Origin of the sequence: Acidithiobacillus sp. AC3, from assembly GCF_050261095.1 — a bacterium.
In the GTDB taxonomy this organism is placed as follows: domain Bacteria; phylum Pseudomonadota; class Gammaproteobacteria; order Acidithiobacillales; family Acidithiobacillaceae; genus Igneacidithiobacillus; species Igneacidithiobacillus copahuensis.
On sequence record NZ_CP189838.1, the window covers coordinates 287,216 to 308,222 of the forward strand.

At 59.1% G+C, this 21,007-nt stretch carries 19 protein-coding genes, 1 tRNA gene and 1 pseudogene; 14 read left to right on the forward strand and 7 right to left on the reverse strand.

Annotated features, from left to right (window positions below):
* Positions 1–20 precede the first annotated feature (20 nt).
* Complete coding sequence (locus tag ACQAYK_RS01310; RefSeq protein WP_226826840.1) at positions 21–884, forward strand: MBL fold metallo-hydrolase; 864 nt, start codon at positions 21–23, stop codon at positions 882–884.
* Positions 885–962: 78 nt separating this feature from the next.
* Here ACQAYK_RS01310 and sppA read toward each other — a convergent pair whose 3' ends face one another.
* From sppA to ACQAYK_RS01345, 7 genes are all read right to left on the reverse strand, one after another.
* The gene (sppA, locus tag ACQAYK_RS01315) at positions 963–2,777 is read right to left on the reverse strand and encodes a signal peptide peptidase SppA (RefSeq protein WP_215873137.1); all 1,815 of its coding nucleotides are present in this window, start codon (positions 2,775–2,777) and stop codon (positions 963–965) included.
* A gap of 30 nt (positions 2,778–2,807) precedes the next feature.
* Positions 2,808–2,884 (reverse strand) — tRNA-Pro (locus ACQAYK_RS01320).
* A gap of 34 nt (positions 2,885–2,918) precedes the next feature.
* Complete coding sequence (locus tag ACQAYK_RS01325; protein WP_215873138.1) at positions 2,919–3,272, reverse strand: YtxH domain-containing protein; 354 nt, start codon at positions 3,270–3,272, stop codon at positions 2,919–2,921.
* 12 nt (positions 3,273–3,284) lie between these two features.
* Entirely contained in the window at positions 3,285–4,916 is a 1,632-nt protein-coding gene (locus ACQAYK_RS01330) for an alpha-D-glucose phosphate-specific phosphoglucomutase (protein WP_215873139.1), read from the reverse strand.
* 10 nt (positions 4,917–4,926) lie between these two features.
* Positions 4,927–5,217 (reverse strand): hypothetical protein, encoded by a 291-nt coding sequence (locus ACQAYK_RS01335; protein WP_226826838.1) that lies wholly within the window; start codon positions 5,215–5,217, stop codon positions 4,927–4,929.
* On the reverse strand, positions 5,214–6,077 hold the full coding sequence (locus ACQAYK_RS01340) for a diiron oxygenase (protein ID WP_215873140.1): 864 nt from the start codon (positions 6,075–6,077) through the stop codon (positions 5,214–5,216). Before ACQAYK_RS01340 ends, ACQAYK_RS01335 begins: the two co-directional genes overlap by 4 nt.
* Before the next feature lie 151 nt (positions 6,078–6,228).
* Positions 6,229–7,497, reverse strand: a complete 1,269-nt coding sequence (locus ACQAYK_RS01345; RefSeq protein ID WP_483167768.1) for an ISNCY family transposase — start codon at positions 7,495–7,497, stop codon at positions 6,229–6,231.
* Positions 7,498–7,528: 31 nt separating this feature from the next.
* On the opposite strand from ACQAYK_RS01345, the pseudogene ACQAYK_RS01350 reads away from it, so the two are divergent.
* The 13 genes and pseudogenes from ACQAYK_RS01350 to xerD form a co-directional block, all read left to right on the forward strand.
* Positions 7,529–7,810 (forward strand): annotated as a pseudogene (locus ACQAYK_RS01350) (IS5/IS1182 family transposase); the annotation flags it as partial.
* A gap of 725 nt (positions 7,811–8,535) precedes the next feature.
* A complete protein-coding gene (locus tag ACQAYK_RS01355; RefSeq protein ID WP_215871259.1) occupies positions 8,536–9,831 on the forward strand; it encodes a TolC family protein in 1,296 nt (431 codons plus the stop codon).
* Positions 9,828–11,207 (forward strand): efflux RND transporter periplasmic adaptor subunit, encoded by a 1,380-nt coding sequence (locus tag ACQAYK_RS01360; protein WP_215871260.1) that lies wholly within the window; start codon positions 9,828–9,830, stop codon positions 11,205–11,207. The genes ACQAYK_RS01355 and ACQAYK_RS01360 overlap by 4 nt, the downstream gene beginning before the upstream one ends.
* Positions 11,200–14,310: an efflux RND transporter permease subunit gene (locus ACQAYK_RS01365; protein WP_215871261.1), complete on the forward strand. Its 3,111-nt coding sequence runs from the start codon at positions 11,200–11,202 to the stop codon at positions 14,308–14,310. The genes ACQAYK_RS01360 and ACQAYK_RS01365 overlap by 8 nt, the downstream gene beginning before the upstream one ends.
* A 21-nt stretch (positions 14,311–14,331) precedes the next feature.
* Positions 14,332–14,880 carry a hypothetical protein gene (locus tag ACQAYK_RS01370; protein ID WP_226827092.1) on the forward strand — a complete coding sequence of 183 codons (549 nt, stop codon included), beginning with the start codon at positions 14,332–14,334 and terminating at the stop codon, positions 14,878–14,880.
* Between the two features lie 221 nt (positions 14,881–15,101).
* On the forward strand, positions 15,102–16,478 hold the full coding sequence (ffh, locus tag ACQAYK_RS01375) for a signal recognition particle protein (RefSeq protein WP_215871262.1): 1,377 nt from the start codon (positions 15,102–15,104) through the stop codon (positions 16,476–16,478).
* Positions 16,479–16,552: 74 nt separating this feature from the next.
* Entirely contained in the window at positions 16,553–16,813 is a 261-nt protein-coding gene (rpsP, locus tag ACQAYK_RS01380) for a 30S ribosomal protein S16 (protein ID WP_215871263.1), read from the forward strand.
* Positions 16,797–17,306, forward strand: a complete 510-nt coding sequence (gene rimM, locus ACQAYK_RS01385; RefSeq protein ID WP_215871264.1) for a ribosome maturation factor RimM — start codon at positions 16,797–16,799, stop codon at positions 17,304–17,306. Before rpsP ends, rimM begins: the two co-directional genes overlap by 17 nt.
* The gene (trmD, locus tag ACQAYK_RS01390; protein ID WP_215871265.1) at positions 17,306–18,052 is read left to right on the forward strand and encodes a tRNA (guanosine(37)-N1)-methyltransferase TrmD; all 747 of its coding nucleotides are present in this window, start codon (positions 17,306–17,308) and stop codon (positions 18,050–18,052) included. The genes rimM and trmD overlap by 1 nt, the downstream gene beginning before the upstream one ends.
* 11 nt (positions 18,053–18,063) lie before the next feature.
* Positions 18,064–18,408 (forward strand): 50S ribosomal protein L19, encoded by a 345-nt coding sequence (gene rplS / locus ACQAYK_RS01395; RefSeq protein ID WP_215871266.1) that lies wholly within the window; start codon positions 18,064–18,066, stop codon positions 18,406–18,408.
* Positions 18,408–19,619 carry a hypothetical protein gene (locus tag ACQAYK_RS01400; protein ID WP_215871267.1) on the forward strand — a complete coding sequence of 404 codons (1,212 nt, stop codon included), beginning with the start codon at positions 18,408–18,410 and terminating at the stop codon, positions 19,617–19,619. The genes rplS and ACQAYK_RS01400 overlap by 1 nt, the downstream gene beginning before the upstream one ends.
* A complete protein-coding gene (locus ACQAYK_RS01405) occupies positions 19,616–20,104 on the forward strand; it encodes a methylated-DNA--[protein]-cysteine S-methyltransferase (RefSeq protein WP_215871268.1) in 489 nt (162 codons plus the stop codon). The genes ACQAYK_RS01400 and ACQAYK_RS01405 overlap by 4 nt, the downstream gene beginning before the upstream one ends.
* Positions 20,091–21,005: a site-specific tyrosine recombinase XerD gene (xerD, locus tag ACQAYK_RS01410; RefSeq protein ID WP_226827090.1), complete on the forward strand. Its 915-nt coding sequence runs from the start codon at positions 20,091–20,093 to the stop codon at positions 21,003–21,005. The genes ACQAYK_RS01405 and xerD overlap by 14 nt, the downstream gene beginning before the upstream one ends.
* The last annotated feature ends 2 nt before the right edge of the window (positions 21,006–21,007 follow it).

Below are 21,007 nucleotides of genomic sequence, written 5' to 3' on the forward strand. Positions count from 1 at the left end.
TGCAAACGGAGGGTACTACCATGACGGAAGTGGCAATCAAGACCTTTTTCGATCCGACCACGTGGACCTTTACCCATGTGGTTCATGACCCGGCCACCCGCAAGGCGGCCGTTATCGATCCCGTGTGGGACTATGATCCAAAGTCCGGGCGTACGGCGGAGCGTTCTTTACAATCTGTTATCGACTACGTTACCTCGCAGGATTTGCAGCCCGAGTGGGTGCTGGAGACGCACGTCCACGCCGATCACCTGTCCGCCGGTAATCTGCTGCGGAAGCGCTATGGATGCAAGATCGGGATTGGCGCGACCATTCGGCAGGTGCAGGAGACTTTCAAGAAGATCTTCCATCCTGAAGAGGGTTTTCAGACCGACGGTTCGCAGTTCGATCAGACCTTTGCAGATGGAGATACCTTTTCCATCGGTAACCTGCAGGTCTCGGTGCTGCACGTTCCCGGCCATACGCCAGCCGACAGCGCTTATGTGATCGGCAAACACGTCTTTGTGGGTGATACCATTTTTGCCCCCGACGTGGGTACGGCGCGCTGCGATTTCCCCAATGGCAATGCCCATACCCTGTATCGTTCCATCCAGCGCTTGCTCAGCATGCCGGAGGATACCGTCCTCCATCTTTGTCACGATTATCCCCCGGAAGGGCGGGAAGCGCGTGCGGAGTGGACCGTGGCGGAAGAGCGTGCCGGTAATATCCACGTGCACAATGGCGTTTCCGAAGAAGAGTTTGTCAAGATGCGTACAGAACGGGATGCCACCCTGGGTATGCCCGTACTGATTCTTCCCTCGGTTCAGGTAAACATGCGTGCCGGTGCCTTGCCGCCCGCGGAGGCCAATGGCGTCAGTTATCTGAAAATTCCTGTGAACCTGCTCTAGAGGAGCTATAGAGCATTGGGGCTGGCCGACGACCTGCGTCGTGTGGTCAGCCCTTTATCATTGGCCATTCCGGATGCTTCAGGAAAGCTTTGGATCGACGGGCAGATAGGCAAATATGCCGTAGGGGCGCGAGTACTGCAGCAACAACTGCGCCTGTGCCAGTGCTTCGCCGCCGCTTCCCTGGGGGAGGGAAAAGCCAAGGCTTGCTAGTGCCCAGGAGCGGATCTGGGCAAAGGATGACTCGCCCGCCGGGCGCGGCAGATACACCAGATGGTACTGACCGTTCTGCAAATGTGCCAGTTGGGCAACGGCCTGCTCTGCCTCTGTCATTCCCCCCAAGCCATCTACCAGTCCCAAGCGCTTGGCGTCCACGCCACTCCAGGCTCGGCCTTGCGCGTCTTTTTCTGCCTCTGCAAAGGGCAGATGGCGCGCCTTCGCCACCAGCCCGACAAAGTGGGTATAGAGGTGGTCGACTACCGCCTGGAGGGCCTGTTGCTCCGGTTTCCCCAGCGGCGCAAAAGGTGTCAGCGAGGGACTATGGGGGAGGCTGCTGACCCCGGAATAGCCAACGCCAATCTTTTGCAATAGACCGGTATAATTGGGAACGAGCACAAAGACACCAATGTCTGCGGCAATGGTGGTAGGCTCGGCATAAATGCGATCGGCGGCAGTGGAAAGCCAGTAGGCGCCGGAAGCTCCGAGGGTCCCCATGCTCACTACCACGGGCTTACCCGCTTTGCGCAAACGCTCGATGGCGCGGCGGATGGCGTTGGCGGCATTGACGTCGCCGCCGGGGCTGTTGACCTGCAAGATGACGGCCTTGACGTCGCGTTCGTGGCGCAGGTGATCGAGCTGGCGCACCGTCGCCTCGGCGGCAACCACGCCGGGCTCTTCCATATCTCCGGGCACCAGCATGCCATCAATGGGTACCACAGCGATCTCGGGTCCGTGCTCCTCCGGCTGATGCGCGGCAAAGCTCGTATAGTAGCGCTGCCAGCCGATGCGCCGGAGCTTCTTTTGCCCCAAGGCCTTGGTAATGGCGTCGCGAAAGTCCTCCTGATCACCAATCTGCGTGATGAGCTTATGCTGTAGCGCCAGCTGCGCCGCATTGCCCTGAGCTTTCTGCAATAATTCGGGAAGGTGCAAGGCATAATTCTGCAAGGTGTCGGCGGAGAGGCCACGCCCCTGATCCACCGCGCTCGTATAGGACTGCCACCAGGTCGCCAGCCAGGCTCGATTTTCCTCCTGCGCCGCCGGCGACATATCTGTACGGGTCAGCGGTTCCACTGCCGATTTGTACTTGCCCTGGCGGAAGGCGTAAACATCGACCCCAATCTTGTTGAACAGGCCCTTGAAATACAAAGAATCGCTGGAGAAGGGGGTGATCAGGGCCATACCCAATTCCGGCAGAAATACCTGGTTGGCTTGCGCGGCAAGCACATAGTTGCCAGTAGAATATTCTGGGGCATAGGCGTAGATGAGTTTGCCTTGGGCGCGGAAGCGCTGCAAGGCATGGGCGACATCCAGCAGCTGCGTCAGACTGCCGCCACGGAATTCCCGTAGATCAAGCGCCAGCACCCGTATCTTCGGATCTTTGGCTGCGTGATCGATGCTGGCGATCAGATGCCGCAGCAGAACATGCTCTTGCGTGGGGTGAATTTTTTGCAGGAGACGATCCTGCCAGGAGTCGCTTTCGCTGTAGACCAGGCTCCCCTGTGGCTCGACCCAGAGGACGGAGTTTTTGGCGACGTGAATCTGTGGGCGGGAGAAATGCTGGACGATGGCGACAATGATCAGGATCAGAATGACCAGTGTCAGCAGATTGAGGACCGTGAGACGCAGCCAGTGAAGAACCTTACCCAGCCACAGAAACGGTAAGAGCAGGCGGCGCATGCGTCGGTTTCCTTTCGCCACGGGAGAATTTGGTCGGGGAGACAGGATTCGAACCTGCGACATCCTGCTCCCAAAGCAGGCGCGCTACCAGACTGCGCCACTCCCCGAAGCTATTAGGATAGCCGTGGGGAACGACTTCGGTCAATCTAGGCGGGAAAGCTTGCGCCGCAGGCGATCGAGTTCGCGGCGGGCCAGGGCGATCCCGTCGTTCAGTCGCTGCCGCTCTTTCTCGGTGATGTCCTTGCCCTTTTCTACCAGCTCCTCGCTATAGATGGCGATGGTATCGAGCAATTCTTCGACGCGCTCATTGATGCGCTCACGCGATACTGCCATCCGGTCCCAGGCCCGGTTGGCCTGTTGGCGCAACTGCTCGCGGGTACGTTCGCCGCTTTGCGGAGCAAAGAGTAGCGCCGCTGCAGCACCCGCGAGGGCGCCGGCAGCGAGGGCAGCGCCCAGGGCCGCATAACTCAAACCATTGTCTGTATCGTAATCCATGAGATACCTCCGTTACGTGATGACCGTGGGGGCCTTGCGGCCAGAAAGGCTTTCCAAGCGAGTCAGGTCTTTTCCGAGCGTTACCAGGGAAGCCAGGTAGCGCTGCGGGTCGCGGTGGAATTGTTCGGGATTGGTTTCGTAGGCTTCGTGATAAATGCGCAAGGTGGCTCCCGTGGTACCGGTTCCCGAGAGTCGGAAGATCAGGCGGGCACCGTCGGCAAAGAGAATGCGTAGGCCTTGGTGTTCGCTGACACTGCCGTCGATGGGATCGGTGTACGAGAAATCATCTGCCACCTGCACCTCGCGTCCCGCCAGCTGCTGTCCGGGTAGCACCGGCAGTTGCGCCTGCAGCCCGGCCAGCATCTTCTCCGCCACCTCGCTCGGCAACTCTTCGTAGTCATGACGGGTGTAATAATGGCGGCCAAAGCGCTGCCAGTGGGCATCCAGAATCTCGCGCACGGACTGGCCGCTGTGGGCGAGTACCGAAAGCCATGCCAGCACTGCCCAGAGGCCGTCCTTTTCCCGCACGTGGTCAGAGCCCGTACCAAAACTCTCTTCGCCGCAGAAGGTGATGCGACCGGCATCGAGAAGGTTGCCAAAAAATTTCCAGCCCGTGGGAGTCTCGAAGTATTCGATGCCCAGGGCTTTGGCCACCACATCGGCAGCCTGGCTGGTGGGCATGGAGCGCGCCACCCCATGCAGACCATTGGCGTAGGCGGGAATGCAGCGCGCCTGGGCAGTCAGCACGGCCAGGGAGTCACTGGGGGTCACGAAGACGCCACGCCCAAGGATCATGTTTCGGTCACCATCGCCATCGGAGGCGGCGCCGAAGTCCGGAGCCTGCTCGGAAAACAGTAGATCGGCGAGCGGCTTGGCATAGACCAGATTGGGATCCGGGTGACCGCCGCCGAAATCGGGTAGAGGGATGGCGTTCTGTACGGTGCCTGCCGGCGCGCCGAGGCGTCGTTCGAGTATTTCCTGGGCATAGGGACCAGTGATGGCATGCAAGGCATCGAAGCGCATGCGAAAGGAGCCCTGGAGCAGCCGGGATAAGGCAGGAAAGTCAAAAATCCTCTCCATCAAGTCGGCATAATCGCGCACCGGATCGATGATGCGAATGCGGGTGTTCCCCAGCTGCAACTCCTGCTCGTGATCGAGGTCGATGTACTCGGTCTGGGCAATGCGGTAGCTGTTGATGGCCTTGCTCCCCGCCCAGATCTGCTCGGTCAGGGATTCGCTGGCCGGGCCACCATTCTCACCATTGAACTTGATGCCAAAATCGTGTTCGGGGCCGGCGGGATTGTGCGAGGCACTGAGAATGAGTCCGCCGCGGGCTCGGTAGTAGCGGATGACATGGGAGACGGCGGGGGTAGAGAAGAGCCCATGGCGGCCAATGAGCAGTTCTCCCCAGCCGTTGGCGACCGCCATCTTGATGATGGTCTGGATGGCCTCGCGATTGTAATAGCGACCATCACCGCCAAGGACCAGAGTCTTGCCTGCACGATCGGGAATGGCATCAAAAACGGCTTGTACAAAATTTTCCAGGTAATGCGCCTGTTGAAACACCTTCACCTTTTTCCGCAGGCCTGAGGTACCCGGCCGTTGATCGGCAAAAGCTTGCGTCTTGACCGTGGTGATTTCCATGCACAGAGCCTCAATGATCCAAGGGGATGTCCAGCACCGTCGAACTGCGGGATGCATCGGTGCGCACCCATAAAGTATAGCCGCCAATCTGCCAGGTGCTAACAATGATGCCGCCGTCTTCGATGGCAGCCAAGCTGGCGCGACGCAGATCCTCGTCCATGCTTTCTTCCCAATCGCCAGTCACATGACGACGCAGCAGCTCCTGGGGATCGATGTCTCCCGCTTCGAAAATGCTCTGCGCATCGGGAGAGAGCAGTATGGTACCGAGAGGGAACAGCATCTTGGGATGAAGATCGCTCATACAAAAAATCCTTGGCTACGAAGAAATTCGCGGCTCGGTTCCGCGCAGTGCTGCATCAACGCTATCCGGTGTGGGTTTTGTCGCGCCAAGCGTGCCAGGCGCGATGCCGAGTCTAATCCTGCCGCAGCATATACCGCCGGCACCGGGAAAAACGCAGTGTACAAAAACTGCCGCATCACCTCGCGCAGTAAAGGGCTGAGGAGGCGTCGCTGTATACCGCCTAGGCGACGACTGCGCCGTTGCACGGTGATTCTTGCAAAGGCCATGTGCCTGGCCTCTTCCCGACGATGCAGCTGATTGATCGCCAAAACCGCCGGCGGCAGCATTTTATCGCTCAAGATTTGTCGACTCATCTGGTCGGGGACGTTTTCACCAATGAAAATCGTCGCCCAGAAAGCTGCCGAGCCCTCCGGCGCCAAACGGGCGAACAGGGTCGCCAAGCGCGGGCGCTGACTCGGGGGGGTAAGGAAGGGGAGTTGTGCCCGCTGTTGCAGCTCGAGGAACATCAAACTGTGCCCGACTTCCTCGCGCAGTTCGTGGAGCTGGTAGTGGTAACTGTGCGTGTCGCCGTACAGGTGCTGCAGGGAGTGGCTACCCAGCCGCTGAATGAAGAGCGCTTCCAGCCACAGACCCAGCTCACAGAAGGAGACAAACTCGACTTGCGACAGGCGTATCCGCTCCTCGGCACGGAGGGCGTCGAACTCAGGTAATCCATATAAAGAAAGAAGGGGTTCAGGCAGCCAGGCCTTTTCCGGATCCAGGGTGTCCCAAGGGATCTCCTCGAGTGGATCACGATAGTTTGCGCTATGCCGACTGAGACGCTGAATGAGGGCGTCGTGGTGACGCGAAACAACCGCCATAAACTCTCTGCCCCTGCATAATACGTATTCTGCATTCTGCCATGACCGCCAAAGCTCTCCAAGCCCGCCACCAGCCGGAAGGCGTGTCAAAGCACATTAGAAATGTCCGGCGTTGGGCAAGATAGAGATGTCCGGTTCTTTTGGGCATTGATTACTTTCCAGGACGATCTGCGGTGGGATAACGACGCCAAGGATGGTCGGCAGCAGGCCGGGATTTTTCTGACCAACGTCGGGAAGTCAGGATCGCATCGACGCGAGCGTTGAGGCTTTTGTCATCGACAGGATGAGGGATTTCCTGGGGCGAATCGAAGACCTTGTAGGGCAAGACTTCGGCGCCGGTTACCAGCTCTATTCGCCCGTCGGCATGGACCACGACATCGACTTTCCGTCCGCGCAGTGCATAGCGTGAGGCGCCACCAGTCTGGATGATGTAGCGCTGTCTTTGGAAGGACAGCACCAGGTCCTTGGATAGGGTACGGCGGTGGTGGATGGCGCAGATCCGGGCGAGAGTTTCTGGACTTCCGTCATAGGGTTGGTGGGCGTCCTCGTCGTCGCAAGCCGCCACGGCAAAGCGCGCATTGTGTTGCTGCAGGTACTGGGGGAGCCAAGCGTTGGCGGCATCCTGATCGCTGATACCCTTCAGGCGCAAGGCCTTGACCAGGCGATCCTGAAGCGTTTGGAACAGGCGTTCTACCCGACCTTTGGCCTGTGGGCTCAAGGCCTGGATGGTGGCAATTCCCAAGGCTTCGGTGGCACGCTGAAACTGCGTGGGTTCGTTGTCTTCTGGGTGGTGTTTGGTGAAGATGCTGTGCCGATCGCTGTAGAGCGCCACGGGGCAGCCATGAGTCGTGACGTAGGTCTGTAGGGCGGACAGATAGGTTTGGCTGCTTTCTACCGGTGTAAAACGGGCATACAAGACCCGACTGGTGGCATCGTCAATGAAGGCGATCAGGGTGCAGCGCGGCCCACGGCCTTCGAACCAATCGTGGGGACTGCCATCGATCTGGATCAATTCCCCCAGTCGCGCTCGGCGCGGCCTGGGTGGGTGCAGGCGGGTGCGCCGCTTGCGCTGGGCTTGCCACAGGCCCGCAGCGATCATCCAGCGACGCAGCGTCTCCTTCGATACGGTATAGCCATCTGCGCGCAGATATTCCGCTGCCAAGGTGGGGCCAAAGTCCGCATAGCGTGCCCGCACCTGCGCCAGGATGCCCTCCCGGACCGTCGTCTCTACACTTCGGTTGGAGGGTCTGCCACGGCGTCGGCTGATCAATGCCCATGCCCCTTCCCGCTCAACCCCGCGCTGCAAGCGCCGGATCTGCCGCTCTGACAAGCCTAATGCCAGCGCTGCCTGCCCCTGACTTCGGCTCCCATCGATCACCTGCTGCAGCACCGCAAACCGCTTGCGCTCCCGCTCGCTCATCTCTATCCGCTCCTGCGTCACTCGTCCTCGCTCGGATTTCCGTGGGCAGAAGCGCAGCAATGACACCCATGCCTCGGTAACGGACCCCGATTGTCGCCTCTACAAGAAGGCACCCGGGGATGCCTCGCGGCTGGTGTATCTGGGGCATGTACTCATGGTTAACCGAGAGGGCTTGATCGTGGGAGAACAGGTCACCACGGCGGATGGGACGGCAGAGGTAGATGCTGCGTTACAACTCATGGATGAGCTGGGTGGAAGCCGACGGATCACCCTTGCTGCCGATAAAGGCTACGATCGTCTTGGCTTCGTCCGGGTGTGGTCGAGGAAGCCAAGGCCCGCCATGGCGTGCGCGTCGCACCGATCACGGTTGTCGGCGGTAACGTGGCTTAACGGATAAGACCAAAACCCAAAGACCAAAACCCACTTGACACTGAAGCTTGCTTCAGGTTTAACATAAAAATACATAAAATTTTCTAAAATTCTGTCGAACAGGAGTTTGACCTCCGCAGTGTTCCATGACGCCGCCAAGGGAAATAGGATACTGTCACGCGGGCATCGCCTGCGGGCTGGTGAGCTGCAACGCTTGCTGCGGGCGTGTTTGGGCTATCTTCTGATTTTCTTACTCCTGTCCAATGCCCTTTTCCCGGACTGGTGTCGCTGCAGCATGATGGTTGGAATGCCTATGCGCTCGATGAGCGGCAAGATGCAGGCTGGATCTTCTTCCATGATAGGTATGGATGACCACTGTCCGATGGCCGGGATGGGTGCGCGTTCTTGCTCGGCGCTTTGCGACCTGGCTCATGCCCCCAAGGGAACGGTCTTCGGGCATCTTGTCTATCCGGCCATCCTCACCGTAGTAATCGCTTGGTTCGCCTTGCTACTGCAAGGCTTTATCCGACTCCCTTTTGCGAATCTATTGGTTGTTTGGGCGCATCCCCCGCCACTTTCTCGAGTCCGCCTCCTGATTTGAATTGCCCTGAGAACTAGCGCCTCCCGTCCGCTGGACGAGTTTTCTCGCGTTATTTTCAGGAGCATTCCATGAAACTCAACAACCGAGCATTCGAAAATCGGCCTCCGCAGCTGCGTATCCTTCTACTCGTCGCAGTCAGTGCCACGCTGAGTGTTTTGCCCTTTGCTGTTGCAGAGGGCTCCACAACCCTTACCCTGGACGCTGCGGAACGCCTACTTTCCCAAAACCCGAGTTTGGCCGCCTATCAGCAAAAAATTCTGGCCTTGCGTCATCAGGCCATTGCTGCATCACAGCTGCCAGATCCGCATCTCAGTTTGGGTGCGGTCAATCTTCCTACCAACAATTTTTCCATGAATCAGCAGAAAATGAGCATGCTGAGTGTAGGGCTGAGCCAGACATTTCCTCCTTTTGGCCAGCTCGCGCTACGCAGCCGTCAGTTTCGCATGGAAGCCCGCGCGGCCTCTGCCAGCAAGGCGGAGCGATTGGCTGAACTGCGCTGGCTCTTACAGCAAAGCTGGATTCAGGCCCAGGTGGGGCACAACGAAATACGGATCCTCGTTCGCCAAGAGCAATTGGCACGGCTGACGGAGCAGGCAGCGATGGCCGCCTATCGTGCTGGTAGAATCGAGGAAGCCGAGGTATTGCGTGCTCGTCTGGAACGCCTCGCTCTTGCAAACGAAAAAGATCGGATTCGCTCTGAGCAAACAGGCGCCGAAGCACGTATCACCGAACTTTTGGGGCTTTCCGCTCCTCCGCGATTGGAGTGGCAGTGGCCACATGCATCTCCGCCGCCCGCCTTGTCGCTTTTGGTCGCGAGGATTTCTGGTCAGCCGACATTACAGGCAGCTGCGGCAAGCGAACGTGCCGCGCAAGTGGCTGTGCGGGTGGCGAATCGCAGTCTGCTGCCTTCGATTACCGTCAGCACGTCCTATGGACAAGACTTCATGCCCGGTAGTCCGAACTGGCTTTCCGTGGGTGTCAACCTCAGCCTGCCGATTTTTCCAGCCAATCGTCAGGACCAGATCATTGCCGCCGCGCAAGAAAAGCAGATGGCTGCGGTTGATAACTATGGCGAACAACGCCTGCGTATCGCGCGAGAGCTGCGAAGTGCTTATGCCCAATACCAGGCTGCGGCTGCCGAAGATGAGCGTGACCAGCAGGATTTACTCCCCTTGGCGAAGCAGACCTATGCCGCCGAACTCGCGGATTTCCGAAGCGGACGAGGGCGATTGCAATCAGTATTGCGCGCCCAGAATACCGTACTCGCCACTGCGCTGAACACCCTTGCTGCCCGCCGGGATCGAGCTCTGGCGATCGCGCAGTTGGATTTTTTGGCAACGCAATATCGCGGGGTGCAACCATGAACAAGCGTCTCTGGGGATTTTCTCTCGCCTCTCTCCTGCTCGGTGCCGGGATCGGTGCCACGCTGGTGCTGTGGTTGCCTGCGCAATCACCGAGCAAATCGCCTCTCCTGAAATCGCCATCCGCGCCGGTCCAGACCAAAACCGCCAAGCCACGTATCTTGTATTGGGCCAATCCCATGAACCCGAAAATCCATGCAACCCATCCTATGAAAGACAACATGGGCATGGCCTATATCCCGGTATATGCCCATGCACCTGCGGCTTCTGCAACTGGGCTCACGGTGGATTCGCGGATGGTGCAACAACTCGGTGTACGCGTGGTTGCTGTGCAACGTCGACGGATTGGCCGTGTCCTCACCACTGTGGGCACGGTGGCCGAGGACGAAAACCGTGTGTACACCGTCACCCCACGATTTTCTGGTTGGATCACCAACCTCGCGGTTCGTGCGGTGGGTGACCCGGTTGCAGCTGGGAGCGTTTTGGCTCGGGTATATTCGCCGGAAGTTTATAGTGCCGAGCAAGAATATTTACTTGTCCAAGCGAGTGGTCCAGATAAAGATGCGACAAGCGAAGAGCTGCGTGCGGCGGCAACAGAACGCTTGCGCCTTCTGGGGTTGTCGTCGACGGAGATTGCCGCACTGCGTCGCAGCGGGGTGGCACAGCGGCAGGTCCCCGTTTATGCCCCCATTTCTGGTGTGGTGCAGAAGTTGCCGATCCACCAGGGCGGATATCTCTCCTCGCAAAGTAATATGATGGAGATTGCAAATCTCGATCGAGTTTGGGTGCAGGTCGCACTCTATGGCTACCAACTGCCTTGGGTACATATAGGGGATCGCGTAGAACTACGCTCCGAGGAGTTCCCTGGAAAGATCTGGAAAGGCCGACTCAGCTTTCTGTATCCCACACAAAATCCCCAAAGCCGCACGGTCACGGCGCGTTTGTCCTTCGCTAATCCCGAGAGGACGTTGCGGCCAGGAATGTATGTCACGGCACAGGTGTGGACCCAGGCGCACAAAGTCCTGGCCGTGCCCGATAGCGCCATTCTTCGCACCGTGCAAGGGAATTTTGTGATGCTTTACCAAGCCGACGGACATTTTCTCCCTGCGCAAGTCCAAGCTGGAGCCACGGCCGATGGTTGGACCGCAATCCCACAAGGTCTGCATGCCGGTGAGCGAGTGGTGAACAATGCCCAGTTCCTGCTCTATTCCGAGTCGCAGTTCCAATCTGTACGGGCCCGTATGTTGGGCGGGAACCTAAGCTCGAAGCACACTGCGCCGAGCAAAGCGGAAATTCCCTCTCCTGCCGCAGCGACGCGCAAGACTTCCTCAGCGGAATCAATGGCGGGCATGCACATGGGAGGCGACGGACATGATTAAAGCCATCGTTCGGGCATCCATCGATAATCCGCTCCTGGTCATTCTGGCCACCCTGATCGTGACGGTGGCCGGCATCCTGGGAATGTATGCAATTCCTCTGGAGGCGATCCCCGACATTTCTCCTACCCAAGTGATCGTTAAGACCAGCTATCCGGGACAGGCCCCCCAAGTCGTGCAGGATCAGGTCACCTATCCCTTGGAAACTACCTTGCAGGAGGTCCCTGGTGCGCGAGCGGTACGGGGGTATTCGATGTTTGGGGATTCCTATGTGTATGTCTTGTTCAAAGGCGGTACCCCTATTTTCCAAGCACGCAACCTCGTTCTCCAGTATCTCGAACAGGCGCAGGGTGAATTGCCGAGGGGTGTGATACCTGCACTGGGTCCGAACAGTTCCGGCGTCGACTGGATCTACGAATATGCCCTGACCGATCCAAAAGGGACCCTGAACCTAGCACAATTGACCACCCTGCAAAACTGGTTTTTGAAGTTTGCCCTGCAGGGGATACCAGGGGTGGCCCAGGTGGCTACCGTAGGGGGAATGGAGCAGGAGTATCAAGTTGTCGTCCATCCGCAGCGCATGATTGCCGAGGATGTCTCATTGCCCCAGGTAGAAGCGGCCATTCGCGCGGCGAATGGAGAAACCAGTGGGTCCGTCATTGATCTGGGCGAGTCTCGGTATATCGTGCGCACTTCTGGGTACATTCATTCCCTGCAGGATCTTCGCCAGGTTTCCGTGGCGGTGCGGGATGGAATACCCATTACCCTGGAGCAAATTGCCCGGGTGCAGTTAGGCCCGGTATTGCCGAGCGGCATCGCCGAGTTGAACGGACAAGGGCAGGTAGTCGGGGGAATCGTCATGATGAATCAGGGCGGGAATGCCAACGCGCTGATTCGGCGGGTAGAACAGAAGCTGCATAGTCTGCAATCTTCCCTCCCCACGGGTGTAAAGATCGTCACCACATACAGCCAGCGGCCACTTATCCAACGCAGTATTGCCACCCTGAGTGGCAAACTGTTGGAGGAGTGTATTGCAGTACTCCTGGTAACTTTTCTATTTTTGCTGCGTGCCCGCTCCGCGCTGGTGGTGTTGATCACGTTGCCGGTCGGCATTCTGACCGCATTTGCGGTCATGTATGGCCTGGGAATTTCGGCCAACATCATGTCTCTCGGCGGAATCGCGATCGCCGTGGGGGTCATGGTCGACGCTCCCGTGGTCATGATCGAGAATATGCATAAACGGATGGAGGAGGGTAGAGAGACAAACCCCTGGATCGCAGCGCGCGAGGCGGCGCTCGAAGTCGGACCAGCATTGTTCTTTTCTCTGTTGATCATTACGGTGTCGTTTCTGCCAATTTTTGCCCTCGGTGGTCAGGAAGGCAAACTCTTTGCTCCTCTTGCCTTCACCAAAACCTTCGCCATTGCGGCGGCGGCTCTGCTATCCATTTCCTTGGTACCGCTCCTCATGGCCTGGTTGATCCGAGGGCGAATTCCCGCCGAGCGCAAGAACCCGATCAATCGCCTACTGGCGTCGCTGTACCGCCCGGTTATCCATGGCGTGCTGCGGTTACCCTGGCTGATTCTGATACTGGCTGGGTTGCTATCGTTGACCATGATCTACCCGTGGCAGCGACTAGGTACCCAGCTCATGCCCCCCCTCGACGAAGGTACCTTGCTCTACATGCCGGTTGCTCAGAACCCAGCGATCTCTTATGGCGAGGCGGGTAGCCTGCTGCAGTTGACAGATCGCATCCTCAAAAGCTTTCCCGAAGTCAAAACCGTGTTCGGCGAAGCTGGACGGGCGCAAACGGCGACAGATCAGTCGCCCATTTCCATGTTTGATACGGTCGTCACCCTGCGCAAGAGGCAGCATTGGCCAATCGGGATGACCCTTGATCGGTTACGGAGTCGTCTCAATCAAGCACTGCAAATACCGGGGCTGAGTAACGACTGGACGCAGCCTATCAAAGGACGCGTAGATATGCTGACGACGGGTTTACAGACCCCGCTGGGCATCAAAATCACCGGGGCGAATTTGACTACCTTGAACCAGCTCGGTCAGAAAATACAGCAAGCCTTGGCGTCTGTCCCCGGTACCGAGTCGGTATACGCTGCGCATGCCCTGGGTGGACGCTATATTGTCATCCATACAGAGCGTCAGGCGGCGGCACGCTATGGTATCTCAGTGGCTGATGTCAATCGAGTCGTGGAAACGGCGATTGGTGGCAAGGTCCTGACCACCGCAGTAGAGGGGGTGCAGCGTTTTCCCGTCGATCTTCGGTATCCGCGCGCCGAACGACAGTCTCTAAGCGCTTTGAGGAACGCTTATATCACGGCACCCAGTGGTGCCCAGATTCCGCTCGCGCAGGTAGCGCGTGTCCGCTTTGAAAAAGGTCCGGCGATGCTGACTAGCGATAACAGTCAGCTGAACTCCTGGGTGACGATTGACCTCAAGCCCGGCACCAGTATCGGCGGCTATGTCGCGGCTGCCAAGCAGGCACTCGCCCAACATGTCCCGTTACCTGCTGGATATACTATCGATTGGGTCGGAGAATATAAAAGCATGGAGCGTGCTGACCACCGCCTGTTGTTGGTGGTCCCTGCCGTCTTGTTATTGATCACGATACTGCTCTATTTCAATTTCCGTAACGTGGTGGAGGTCGGGATCGTGCTGGTGACGCTTCCTTTTTCTCTGCTCGGGGGGCTTTGGCTGGTCTATCTGCTGCACTACAAGCTATCGATAGCCGTAGTCGTTGGATTTATTGCACTCGCTGGCGTCGCAGCGGAATTCGGCGTGGTCATGCTTTTGTATCTCGATGAGGCAGTCTACCGCCGGAGAGCACGCAGCGCTCTGGAGAATTGGCATGACCTGCAATTGGCGGTTATAGAAGGCAGCATGCTGCGACTACGGCCACTGGCTATGACCCTCACGTTGGTCGTTGTGGGTCTTCTGCCGATTATGTTCAGCCACGGAACGGGAGCGGACATGATGCGTCGCATCGCAGCTCCGGTGGTTGGGGGAATGTTCAGCGCGGCTTTGTTGGCGCTATTGGTGATTCCGGCGCTATATGCGTTGTGGCAAAAACGACGGTGGAAACTGGGATAGTCCTATACAGGAGAGATGACGATGAATCGTAGGCAAATGATGAAGTCGATTTTTTCGGCCCTGGCACTGTTGGGGTATGTTCGTCTCGGTGCCGCCAGTGCTTCAGGTATAGGCGGGATGATGGGAGGCATGATGCGCAACGGGCCAGATGAAGAAGGCATGCGGGCGATGATGTCCCCAGAAAATCGGGGGCCCATGCAGACCGGGATGGAACTATTTGAGCGACATCGCCAGGTGCATCGCAAAGTGACCTTTCTACCCGATGGTATCCATGCCGTTACGATATCTGCAGTACCAGAAACGGTGGCACTGTTACAGGCTCATGTGGAGCAGATGTATGCCCGACTGGCGGAGGATCGTCCTTTCCCATACCCGATGAGTCGCAGTGTTCCAGTGATGTTCGCACATCCAACTCTGTATCAGCGCAAGCTCACCATGCTCAAGGACGGGATCGCCGTGACGGAAACCTCCAATGACCCAGAAATGGTGCGAGTCATTCACGCGCATGCCCGAGAAATCAATCGTTTCGTCCAGGATGGCATGCCGGCGATGATGCGCAAGATGATGTAATTTGGTAGAGGGTCGAGGCCACCCGCTCGGGCAATGGATTGCACTGCGGTGGGATTGGCGAGATCGGTGGTGAAGGCGTCTATCGTGTGGGAACCCACTTGGAATAGCCGGCTTTCTGGCATAATGGCGTGGTTCTTCTGAAGAATCTGAATCTCAGCCGGAAGGCGTTGCGCCCGTATCCTTGAGCGCGCAAAATGATAATCCGCTTTGTCGAGGTACCCATGTTCGAATCCCTCAGCCAACGTCTCAACCAAAGTTTCAAGGCCTTGCGTGGTCAGGCCCGCCTCAGTGAAGACAATATCCGCGATGCCCTGCGCGACGTGCGTATGGCGCTGTTGGAGGCTGACGTGGCGTTGCCGGTGGTTAAGGATTTTGTGGCCGAAGTGCGACAGAAGGCCCTCGGCGAAGAGGTGTTGCGCAGCTTGAGCCCCGGACAGGTCTTCATCAAGATCGTCAACGACGAGCTGACGCGTCTGATGGGTTCTCATAATGACCGTCTCGATCTGCAGGCGCGACCGCCAGTGGTGATCCTCATGGCCGGGCTGCAGGGCTCTGGGAAAACCACCACGAGTGCCAAACTCGCCCTCTGGCTCAAGGAGCGAGAAAAGAAGCGGGTGTTGATGGTCAGTACCGACGTCTATCGGCCGGCGGCGATGGAGCAACTCGCCAGTCTCGGACGGGACATCGCCGTCGAGGTCTTTCCCAGCCATCCCAGTCAGGCGCCAGTGCAGATCGCGCGGGATGCTTTGGATGCGGCACGCAAGCAGGTCTACGACGTGCTGATCGTCGACACCGCCGGACGGCTGCACGTAGACGAAGAAATGATGGCCGAGGCCCGGGACCTGACCGCTGCAGTACAGCCAACGGAATTGCTCTTTGTCGTCGACGCCATGACTGGCCAGGATGCGGTCAACACCGCCAAGGCCTTTGACACTGCCCTGCCGCTGACCGGAGTGATCCTCACCAAGGCCGATGGCGATGCGCGCGGTGGCGCCGCCCTCTCCATTCGCGCCATCAGCGGCAAGCCGATCAAGTTTCTCGGTGTGGGCGAGAAGGTGCGCAAGGGGCTGGAGGCCTTCCACCCAGAGCGGATGGCCTCGCGTATCCTCGGCATGGGTGACATCGTCAGTCTGGTGGAGCAGGTACAGCAGGAAGTCGATGTCGAGCAGGCGCAGCGGATGACCGACAAGCTGCGCAAAGGCAAGGGCTTTGATCTCGAAGATTTTCGTGAACAGTTGCGTCAGGTGGAGCGCATGGGCGGGCTGACCAGCATCCTGGACAAGCTGCCGGGGATGAGTGAAATCCCCAGCGAAGCGCAGGAGGCCCTGCAGGACAAAAAGCCGATGCGGCGGCTGGAAGCGATCATCAATTCCATGACCATGGAAGAACGGCGCCACCCGGAAATCATCAAGGCCTCTCGCCGCCGCCGAATTGCGGCAGGCTCTGGCACGACTGTCGCCGAAGTCAACAAGCTACTCAAACAGTTTGAGATGATGCAAAAGATGTTCAAAAAGATGGGCAAGGGGGGCAAGGGCTTGGGACGCTTGCTGGGGATGAATCCGCGCAATCTCATGAAAGGCGGTATGCCCTTTCAATAAGTGAAATTTTTGGTTATGATTCGCGCCTTTCCCGCCGCGCGGGTTGCGGTATTGTACTTTTGTGAGGAACGGACATGGTAGTGATTCGGATGGCTCGGGGTGGCGCCAAGAAGCGGCCCTTCTACCACATCGTGGTGGCGGATAGTCGGGCGCGGCGTGACGGACGCTTCATCGAGCGTTTGGGTTTTTACAATCCCGTCAGTAATCCGTCGGAGCTCCGGCTCGACAAGGAACGTGCTGCCTACTGGCTGGCCCAGGGCGCGCAGCCTTCGGATACCGTGGCGCGCTTCCTCAAGGCCGAGGGCGTGAGCAAGACGGGTGTCAACGCCGCCTGAAACCGCGGAATGGGTGCCCCTGGGGCGCATTTCCGGCCTCTATGGTGTCCGCGGCGCTGTCAAGGTCTTTTCCTATACCGAGGAGCGTGAGGGCATTTTGGATCATGCCCTCTGGTATCTGGGTGTAGAGCACCGCCCGGTCGCTGTGCTCTCCGGTGGGCTGCAGGCCGGAGCCGTGATTGCGCAGCTGCGCGGAGTCCAGGATCGCGAAGCGGCGCGGGCACTGATCGGGCAAGAAATTACGGTTCCTGCCGAAGAGCTGCCGCTGCTACCGGAAGGCGAATATTACTGGCGAGACTTGATCGGTATGCAGGTGATCAACCATACCGGGCAGCGGCTCGGGCAGGTGAAAAACCTGTTGGAGACTGGCGCCAACGATGTTCTCGTGGTGCAGGACGAGCAAGGTGCGGAAACCCTGATCCCGTGGACAGCGGATGTGCAGGTGGATGCAGTACAACGTCGTATCGTGCTTGACTGGGAAAAGGACTGGTGATGCGTTTTGATGTCATCAGCATTTTTCCAGAGCTGATAGAAGGATATTTTCAGGCGGGAGTTTTGGCCCGCGGTCGGCAGCGCGGTTTGCTCGCACTGCAGGTCTGGAATCCTCGGGATTTCAGTGATCTTCCGCATCAGCGGGTGGACGACCGCCCCTTTGGCGGTGGTCCGGGGATGCTGATGATGGCGCCGCCGCTGTTGGCGGCCATCGCTCGTGCGCGGCGGGAGAATCCGGAGGCACCGGTGGCGTATCTATCGCCTCAGGGGCGGCCCCTGCGGCAGGCGGATTGCCAGCGCTTCAGCCACCGCGCGGGGATGATCCTCCTAGCCGGGCGCTATGAGGGCATCGATGAGCGCGTCATGGCGCAGGTCGATGAGGAGTGGTCGCTGGGGGATTATGTCCTCGCCGGCGGGGAGTTGCCGGCACTGGTGCTGATGGAGGCAACGGCGCGCCTTCTGCCCGGCTTCCTCGGCCATGAGGCTTCGGCGCAGGAGGATAGTTTTGCGGCGGCGGACCTGCTGGATTGTCCGCATTACACCCGACCCGAGCAATGGGAAGGAGTGGGAGTGCCTGCGGTTTTGTTGTCGGGTGATCATGCGCGGATTGCGCGCTGGCGTCGGGGACAGTCGCTGTTGCGAACCAGGGCGCGGCGCCCGGACCTCTGGGTGCGGCGCCAGTTGTCGGTTGAGGATATACGTTGTCTGCAGGAAGCAGAGAGCGCGGATGAAAGTGGCAGGGTGTAAGGAGAAGTGCTGTGAATATCATTGATGAAATCAATCTGGCAGAGGCCAAGAACGAGATCCCCGACTTCATCGCCGGTGACACCGTAGCGGTGCATGTTCGCGTGAAGGAAGGCGAGCGCGAGCGGGTTCAGGTATTCGAGGGTCTGTGTATCGCCCGGCGTAACCGGGGTGCCCACTCGTCCTTCACGGTGCGCAAAATTTCCAGTGGCGAAGGCGTCGAGCGCGTTTTCCCGATGCACTCCCCGCTGGTTGCCAAGGTAGAAGTGAAGCGTCGCGGCGATGTCCGGCGCGCTAAACTCTACTATCTGCGTGATCTCTCTGGTAAGGCCGCGCGCATCCGCGAAAAGCTCGGCTGATGACCGCCTTGCAGTCTACCGCCTTGCTGGAGCAATGGCGGATGGCTGCGACACCAGAGCAGGATCGCATCTGGGCAGACGCTGCTGCGCGTCTGCCCTTGCAGTCAGCTTTTTTGCGGGAGGGCCTGCCTCTGTCTCGGGGGCAGGCCGATCTGCATCTCAGTCGCTGCTGGATGGCGCGACTCAGCGTGACCATTGCCGCGAATTCCCTGCCTGGCCATCTGGTCGCGCGGGCTTGGTCGACGATGGCGACGGGCGCGCCGGTTCCCGCCGAATGGCTACAGATAACACCCGATGCCCCCCTACCGATCGACATGGAACTCGATATCCTGGCCGAGGCCGTCGAAAAACGGGACGAGAAACGCCTGTTGCCGCTGTTGCGCAGCATGGCCGAAGATGTCAAGGCTCGGCACCTGATCATCGATCGTCTGCGCCTGCGGGTCGCAGAAGATGGTTTCGCCCATGGGCTGCGCAGCAGTCTCTTCCATGCCTGGGCACAGCTCGCTGCCGTCGTGTCTGCGGAAGATTTTGTCGCGCTTACCCTGGCTGCATTGCAGCAACATTGGGGCCTGCCCGAGGCTTGTGCGGTGGTGGTTCCCGAGGGGCGGGCGGAGCGGCGCGCGGATAGTGGCAAGGCGCTCTTGCAGAGTCTGCGCGAGCGTGATCTGGGTGCCTATATGGAGCATCTTCGCGGTATGGGGGACCAACCGATTGCCGCATTGCGTCAGCTTTTTCTGGCGCTGGGCCTGATGATTCTGGAATATCCGGCGAGCGCCCAACTGCGTGAACTGGGAGAGATCTACCTGTGGTTGGCGGCGATACTCCAGATGCCCCACCGTAGCTTGCGTCGTTGTCGCCGCATACTGTTCAGTGCGGCTGCTGATCTGTTTCGCTTCGCCGGTTGGGAGGCGCAGCAAGACTGGCCGGGATATGCTGAACTCGCAGCTTTCCGCCATGCTCTGTCCGAGGAGCTTACGCCGCAAACCTTCCGTGAGGACTGGCAGCGCATTCTCCAGGTGCAAGCCCTCGGCAGCGAGACCTTGGCAACCTGGTATCGTCGGCGGGCCGAGCAATATCTCAGCGTAGCTGCCGAGCCCGCGACAGACTTCTGGGCACATTGGCAGGAGACGCAAAGGGCTACCCAGGAACTCGCCGGACCGCTATTATGGATTCATCCCTTGGTTTTTCTGCGCCTGTACCCGGAATCGTGAGCCGGTGGCGCTACAGCGTCGCGTCGATCGGCACGCTGACCCTGGAATTTTGTGACGCTGCATTGATTGGCCTGAGTCCCGTTTTCGGACAAGTCGAAGAGTTGCCCGATCTCCCCGCCGATCATCCGGTTGCGCAGGCGCTGGTAGCCTATGCGGCAGGCGACTTCGAGGCCTATGAACGATGCCGCAGGCGGCTTTTGTTGCGGGTACTCGGCACGCCGTTTCAGCAGCAGGTTTGCCGTGCCCTGCAGGAGATTCCTCTGGGCCAGATCCGCAGTTATGGTGAACTCGCCAGCCGTTTGCAGAACACACCCCGCGCGGTTGGCCAGGCATGCCGTCGCAATCCCATCGCCATCCTCATCCCCTGCCATCGGGTACTCGCCAAGGACGGTCTTGGCGGCTATGCGGGCGAGCGGGAGGGGGCAGCGCTCAGCTACAAAAAACTTCTTCTTCAGCACGAGGGGGTGTGGCATGGACAAGCCTAAGAACCCTGCAGGGGGGCTGGACGAGGATGTTCACCAATTTCTCGATGCCTTGTGGCTGGAGAAAAACCTGAGTGCCAATACGCTGCAGGCCTACCGCCAGGATCTTGACAGCTTGTTCCGGTATCTGCAGCCGCGCGAGATGCGTTTACGTCAGGCAGAGCACGCCGACCTGGCAGGTTTTCTCGCCACTCGCCTGAGCGCTGGTGCGGCCCTGCGCAGCGTGCGGCGGCAGCTCTCCAGTCTACGAAGCTTTTACGCCCATGCCCTGCGTGAGGGCTGGATCCGCCGCGATCCCAGTCTGGACCTCAGCTCGCCCCGTTTGGGACGGCACTTGCCGGAGGTGCCAACGGAGTCCGAGATCGAGGCGCTGCTTGCCGCACCGGATCAAAGCCATCCCCTGGGTCTGCGGGATGCGGCCATGCTGGAGCTGCTCTACGCGACCGGTCTGCGGGTATCGGAGTTGGTGACCCTGCAGTTATCACAGATAGACATAGCAGCCGGGGTGCTGAAGACCTTCGGCAAGGGACGTAAGGAACGCTTGGTGCCCATTGGCGAGCGGGCCCAGGACCTGCTTGTCGATTATTTGCGGCGCGCTCGCCCCGAGCTCTTGCAGCAGGGTGCCCAAGCTGCCCTGTTTCTCAGCCAGCGGGCAGCGCCTATGACCCGGCAACGTTTCTGGCAGCTAATCCGACACTATGGCAGGATTGCTGGCATCCGCTGCCGGCTCTCTCCCCACAGTCTGCGCCACGCCTTTGCCACCCATTTGCTCGATCACGGCGCTGACCTGCGCAGCGTACAGTTGATGCTGGGACATGCCCAGCTCAGTACGACGGAAATCTACACGCACATTGCCCAGGCACGGCTCCAGGCCCTGCACGCCGCGCACCACCCGCGCGGCTAGTT